This is a genomic window from Marinobacter maroccanus, assembly GCF_002933275.1.
GTDB classification, from domain to species: Bacteria; Pseudomonadota; Gammaproteobacteria; order Pseudomonadales; family Oleiphilaceae; genus Marinobacter; species Marinobacter maroccanus.
In genome coordinates this window covers 1-4,982 of record NZ_PSSX01000034.1, presented here as the reverse complement: position 1 = coordinate 4,982, position 4,982 = coordinate 1, and the positions used below count along the sequence as shown (strand labels likewise).

The window sequence follows — 4,982 nt, the reverse complement described above, 5'->3', positions numbered from 1 at the left end:
CAGCGGGGATCCTTTACCGGCCGGAGGTCGGAAGCGCGAGGGATATGGAGGGCGTCAGTCCCGCCACCGGCGGGATGAGCGAATAGCGAACCCGGAGAAGCCCGCCCCGTAGGGCGCGCACAGATCCATCATTGAAAACTGGGCTTCATAAAGCTCCAGTCAAGCCAGGCCCAAAATCAGCACTTCACAACCGGAATATCAGCCCAGCGAGTCGTATACGCTGGCGAGAGGTTACCGCGCCGCATCTGCCAGCTCCTGTCTTTGTGAAATTCACGTCCAAATTTAACCGATCCTTTGCCAGAAATGCTGTTGATTCGATCCAGCGTAGACATTAAACCTTTGGCTCGATCCGTATCTTCTATGGGATTAAAAAAGTCGGACTGGCATGCACCAGGCTCCCGAAAATCGCTCAGCATGATCCCCGCCTTGTTATATCGGTACCCATCCCGCCAAAGTGTTCGTGCCAATTTAACCGCGTGACGGACGATTTCGCGGGTATCTGCAGTCGGGAAAGGCAACGTGAGCCCCTGCTGATTGGCGTACCGCTCACCATCTGCGTAGCGACTGGTCGACATGAAAACAGAGAGAAAGCCCGCCTCCCGTCGTTCGCCACGCAACTTTTCAGCGGCCCGGGTTGCGTGCGTAGTCACCGCTGCAAGCATCGTGGCGAGTTGGGTAACCGGCGTACCGAACGATTTTGACGTCAGAATTTGTTTCTTCGCGGCGCCCACCTCCAGGAGATCATCGTGACAGGGAATGCCGTTGAGCTCCCTCACCGTTCGCTCCACCACCACGCTGAAATGTTTCCGTATCCATTTCGGATCGGCGTCAGCCAGCTGCAGCCCGTTTTTGATACCGAGTTCTTCCAAACGCTTGCTAATTCGCGACCCGATGCCCCAGATTTCACTGACCGGCACCAGGCTCAACAACTTCCGTTGACGATCCCGATCGGTCAAATCAACGACGCCCTTGGTTGCCGGGTACTTCTTCGCACCATGGTTGGCCAGCTTTGATAAAGTCGGCGATGTCGAAATGCCCACGCAGATTGGCAGACCAGTCCACTGAGCCACCTTGGCCTTTACCTGGACGCCAAAATCCTCAAATGAGACAACTGTATTGATCCCGGTCAGATCCATAAAGGCTTCATCGATGCTGTAGGGAATAACTCGGGGCGCGCACTCTGCCAGGACCTGCATAAATCTGAATGACATATCGCCATAAAGCGCGTAATTCGATGAGCACACGACCAAACCGTGGTTCTCCATCAGGTCTTTGAGTTCAAAGATCGGCTGCCCCATCTTTACCCCAAGCGCCTTTGCCTGTTGGTTTCGTGCAACCGCGCAGCCGTCATTATTAGACGCAACCACCACGGCACGACCGCGGAGGCGAGGATCGAAAACCGACTCGCAGGCACAGTACATGGCATTGACGTCAGCCAGGGCAAATATCTGAGGCATGGTCAGACCGGGTGAACCACCGTCGTCACCACCCCAAAAATCTCAAGCTCGGATTCGTCATTGAGAGTGATGTCGGGATAGTCGTCGCTTTCAGCACGCAGTACCGGCTTGGCGGGATTGGTGAGGTCCAATCGCTTGCACAGAAATTCACCATCAACGCTCGCAATAACCAACTTACGATGACTGGCCGGAACGCTCCGATCGATGACCAACACATCGCCATCGTGGATCCCCGCCTTTTCCATTGAGTTGCCCGAGGCCTTTACAAAAAACGTGGCAGCCGGCGTCCGAATGCACAGCTCGTCCAGGGATAAACTGTTCTCGACATAATCCTGTGCGGGGGAAGGAAAACCGGCCTGAACCGCTTCTCCATACATGGGAATATGCTTCGGCCGGTGCTCGACCGCAGGTGAATAGATTTTCCGGATCAACATAAGACAGCCTTGCCCGATAACTGGATATATATACAGTATAGGTATTCAGGCGGCGCAAATCGATACCTGATCAGACCTGCATACTCTTCCACACGCCGGGCCACGGACGGGCGCTTGTGTTGCTTTGATAAACAAGAGGCGAGCGATCTTGACAGCTGCGAAGCTCTTCCAGGTTAAGACGCTCGCAAGCCTTGGAAGCCACCCGCAGAGGGGCTGGATGGGCGCGAGGGCATTTCCTGGCGCGCGAAACGCGTCGGAAAACCCCCGATCCGAAGGGCGCGCCGCGCTGTCCCGTAGGATGGGCAGGGCCTGTTAGAGGCCCAACCCCGCGGGCTCCGCAGTACCCCAGAAATCGGCACCGAAAAGATAGCCGCGTGCGGCTTCGGTCACCGGGATCTGGGGTCGCTGCCGGTTAAAAAAATAGCAGCGCTCAAACGGCTGCAAGGTAATTCGTTCGTCGAATCCCGCCGGTAGCACTTCTAAACAGTTCACCAGGGCACCATCGGCAAAGGCGAACACGGTGCGGACGCCCTCGGTGACCACTCGTTGCCAGGTTTTTTTGGACACAACGAATGTTACGTTTTCCAGGCCTACGGCCCGTGCGTAGCCAACCACCTTACCCTTATCCGGCCCCTCCATCGCCTGGATGGAAAAGAAGCTCGGCTTTAACAGGTTGCGATACACCCGCACGCGCATTCCAGTCCTAATACTCCGATCCTTGAACGGTATGAACACGGCACTCCCCTCCCCTGCCCAAAGTTTCCGGCCGGAAACCGACCGGATCCCTCTCAGTTCAGTAAAGTCCCAAGGCGGCTTTCCACTTCAGCCACGGAAGGCGGCAGCACCAGGTTGGACTGACTCATTAAGATCGCAGCCGTTCCTTTCACGCCGTCAGCGGTTTTCTGCATCCGTCCTGCAACGACACATCGACCTTCCCAAACCTGTGCGGTGCGATCCGGATTCAGACTCTCCAGGAGCTTCATAGCATCATAGCGATCAACGCCCTCTTTCCTGCCACGAACCACTTCCGACTCAACCATTGGCGCGCCATAAAAACCCAGCGCCTCAAAGAAAACGGCATGGGCGACCACGTACTGCTCACGCATTTCCTGGGCTGAGACCGTGCCGGCGAGCATCAGATCCCACATTGGAACGTGCGCCCTCGCCTTTTCAAAAAACGTTTTCACAGCCGTTGTAATGTCCTTTCGGTACGCCTCGTCATAATCCGTAATGTTGCCCTTGCTCACGCCGGTCAAAAGCGTGACAAACTTCTTGAAGCTCACCAGGCTCCACAACTTGAAGCTCTTGGCGCCTACCGAGCCGGATTCAAACTCGATTCGCCGGCGAATGTCGGGCAATTGCTCAAGCAAGTGCAGGCAAAATCCGTTGAACGGATCACGCTGGTCGTATAACGCCGAAAGGGACGAACTGGGTTTTTTGGCATTGGCGTTAATATCGGCGAACATCTGCTGACTGCGCTTCAATCCGTGATCAAAAAATAACGTGACAGCAATCGTTTCGTCGCACAGCATCGGCAACGATTTCAGTGCCAGCTCAATGCCCCGCCTTCTGTGCTGTCCGTCGTTGATCAACAGCGTTGCGTCCAGGGGAATGTGCAGCACCCCCACCCGCGAACCGGCACCGGACACTTGAAGCCCCTCAAATGCCATTTCCGCACTGACACTGGCTGTGATGGCCGGTAACACGAACTCATGCCGATTCTCCAGAATGTAATCGGCAATATCCTGGGCATGCCTCTCATTGAGATTGCGCTGCGCCCTGGCCTCGGGAGGTACTGCCTCGTCATCAAATCGGAACAGCTTCACCAGGTACTTGAATGGAACCTGAGCGGTGTAATACTCACTACCTGCCTGAATGCCTTTGACGGCCGGAAAGCTGAACGTGATTTCAGACCGCTCGGTGACGCTCGATTCAATCGCGTTGATTCTCGCCATTCGCTCCGCGAAGGCTTGCCGCACTTTTTCAGTCTCGTCCAGTTCTGCCGCGGCGCGCCCACCAAACTCGGCCCGCAGCTCATCAACGGTCATGCCCAGTTGTTCCAGCCAAGCCGCGAAAAAATGCGGGTTGTCGATCTCTCCGCCTCGATCTTGTCGCACCAGATCCTTTGCCAGTTGTAGGCCCAGTTTCTCGCGGCGGTCAGCCAGCGCTTTTTGAGCCAGCTTGGGCACAACGTCACTGACCGCGTGGCCGGCACAATCTTCGACCATGGCGATATTTTCAACTTTGTCTGCCTGACGCTCCAGTTTGCGAAAGCGATCTTGAGCTACATCCTCACTCTTGTGACGACTGATAATTTTTCCAGCTGGGAATTTTTCGTCATAGCCTTTGCGGATCGTGACGGTGTCCACTGCGACGATGTAAAACATTTTGGAATTCCTTTTAGTAAGTTTCCGGGCGGAAACAGGGAGCAATTGCCCCCTGCATTCAGTCGAGAAGGCGATAGATTTTGGAGGCTTCCGGATGATCACCAACGACTTCCATTAGCTTGTCGTAGGTTTCCAGGATCTGTGCGTCTTCCGGGAACTTGTTCATTCCATAGGAACTGGCGTAAATGGTCAGAACCAGACCTGCAGCATCTGTGCTCATGGTTTCGTCTGCATAGTTCAGCGGGCTCACCAAACGAACCGGCTCGTCTGTGCTCAGAGAGATGTAGAGCGCGTCATTAGGGGTAATGTTTAAATCCCAATAGCCGCCGTTATAGGCATCGTTGAAGGTGTTCATGAAACTGAAGACGAACATTTCCAGGTTCACGCAACGGTCGCCCCAGTATTGGTGCATGGTTTGCGCGCGCTGAAGCTTTGGTACACGAGTAAAAAACTCAGGAAGGGTTTGTGCAGTGCTCATGGCAAATCTCCTAACTCGCCTCGATAACCGGCGGCGAACCCGGTGGCCAGCACCCCGCTGACCATGTGATTATTATCGGTTTTCCTTGCTCTTGTGTCAATCCCTTTGTATATCTTTGAAAGACTAAAAACCCATATGAATCAGCCCCCTTTGCGCATATTCATCTAACGCCAGGCTTGTCTTTTTCCTTGTGATGATCTTGATTGTCCGGAGACCGCCGGGATCG

The 4,982-nt window shown here is 54.7% G+C and carries 5 protein-coding genes; all 5 read right to left on the bottom strand.

From position 1 onward, the window contains the following. Positions 1-176: 176 nt before the first annotated feature. The 5 genes from umuC to KEHDKFFH_RS19805 all read right to left on the bottom strand — a co-directional run bounded on the left by umuC (position 177) and on the right by KEHDKFFH_RS19805 (position 4,756). Complete coding sequence (gene umuC / locus KEHDKFFH_RS19825) at positions 177-1,457, bottom strand: translesion error-prone DNA polymerase V subunit UmuC (RefSeq protein ID WP_104323494.1); 1,281 nt, start codon at positions 1,455-1,457, stop codon at positions 177-179. A 2-nt stretch (positions 1,458-1,459) separates the two neighbouring features. Further along, positions 1,460-1,891, bottom strand: a complete 432-nt coding sequence (umuD, locus tag KEHDKFFH_RS19820) for a translesion error-prone DNA polymerase V autoproteolytic subunit (RefSeq protein WP_104323493.1) — start codon at positions 1,889-1,891, stop codon at positions 1,460-1,462. Between the two features lie 312 nt (positions 1,892-2,203). Further along, positions 2,204-2,626, bottom strand: coding sequence for a hypothetical protein (locus tag KEHDKFFH_RS19815; RefSeq protein ID WP_158253212.1), 423 nt, complete (start codon positions 2,624-2,626; stop codon positions 2,204-2,206). A 53-nt stretch (positions 2,627-2,679) separates the two neighbouring features. Then, a complete protein-coding gene (locus KEHDKFFH_RS19810) occupies positions 2,680-4,380 on the bottom strand; it encodes a DNA sulfur modification protein DndB (RefSeq protein WP_146084242.1) in 1,701 nt (566 codons plus the stop codon). Beyond that, positions 4,337-4,756 (bottom strand): antirestriction protein, encoded by a 420-nt coding sequence (locus tag KEHDKFFH_RS19805; RefSeq protein WP_104323490.1) that lies wholly within the window; start codon positions 4,754-4,756, stop codon positions 4,337-4,339. Before KEHDKFFH_RS19805 ends, KEHDKFFH_RS19810 begins: the two co-directional genes overlap by 44 nt. Positions 4,757-4,982: the final 226 nt, after the last annotated feature.

What these genes read in the sequence shown, in the direction of transcription:
- KEHDKFFH_RS19805 (WP_104323490.1), bottom strand. Translation starts at nt 4,756, where the DNA reads ATGAGCACTGCACAAACCCTTCCTGAGTTTTTTACTCGTGTACCAAAG.
- umuD (WP_104323493.1), bottom strand. Translation starts at nt 1,891, where the DNA reads ATGTTGATCCGGAAAATCTATTCACCTGCGGTCGAGCACCGGCCGAAG.
- umuC (WP_104323494.1), bottom strand. Translation starts at nt 1,457, where the DNA reads ATGCCTCAGATATTTGCCCTGGCTGACGTCAATGCCATGTACTGTGCC.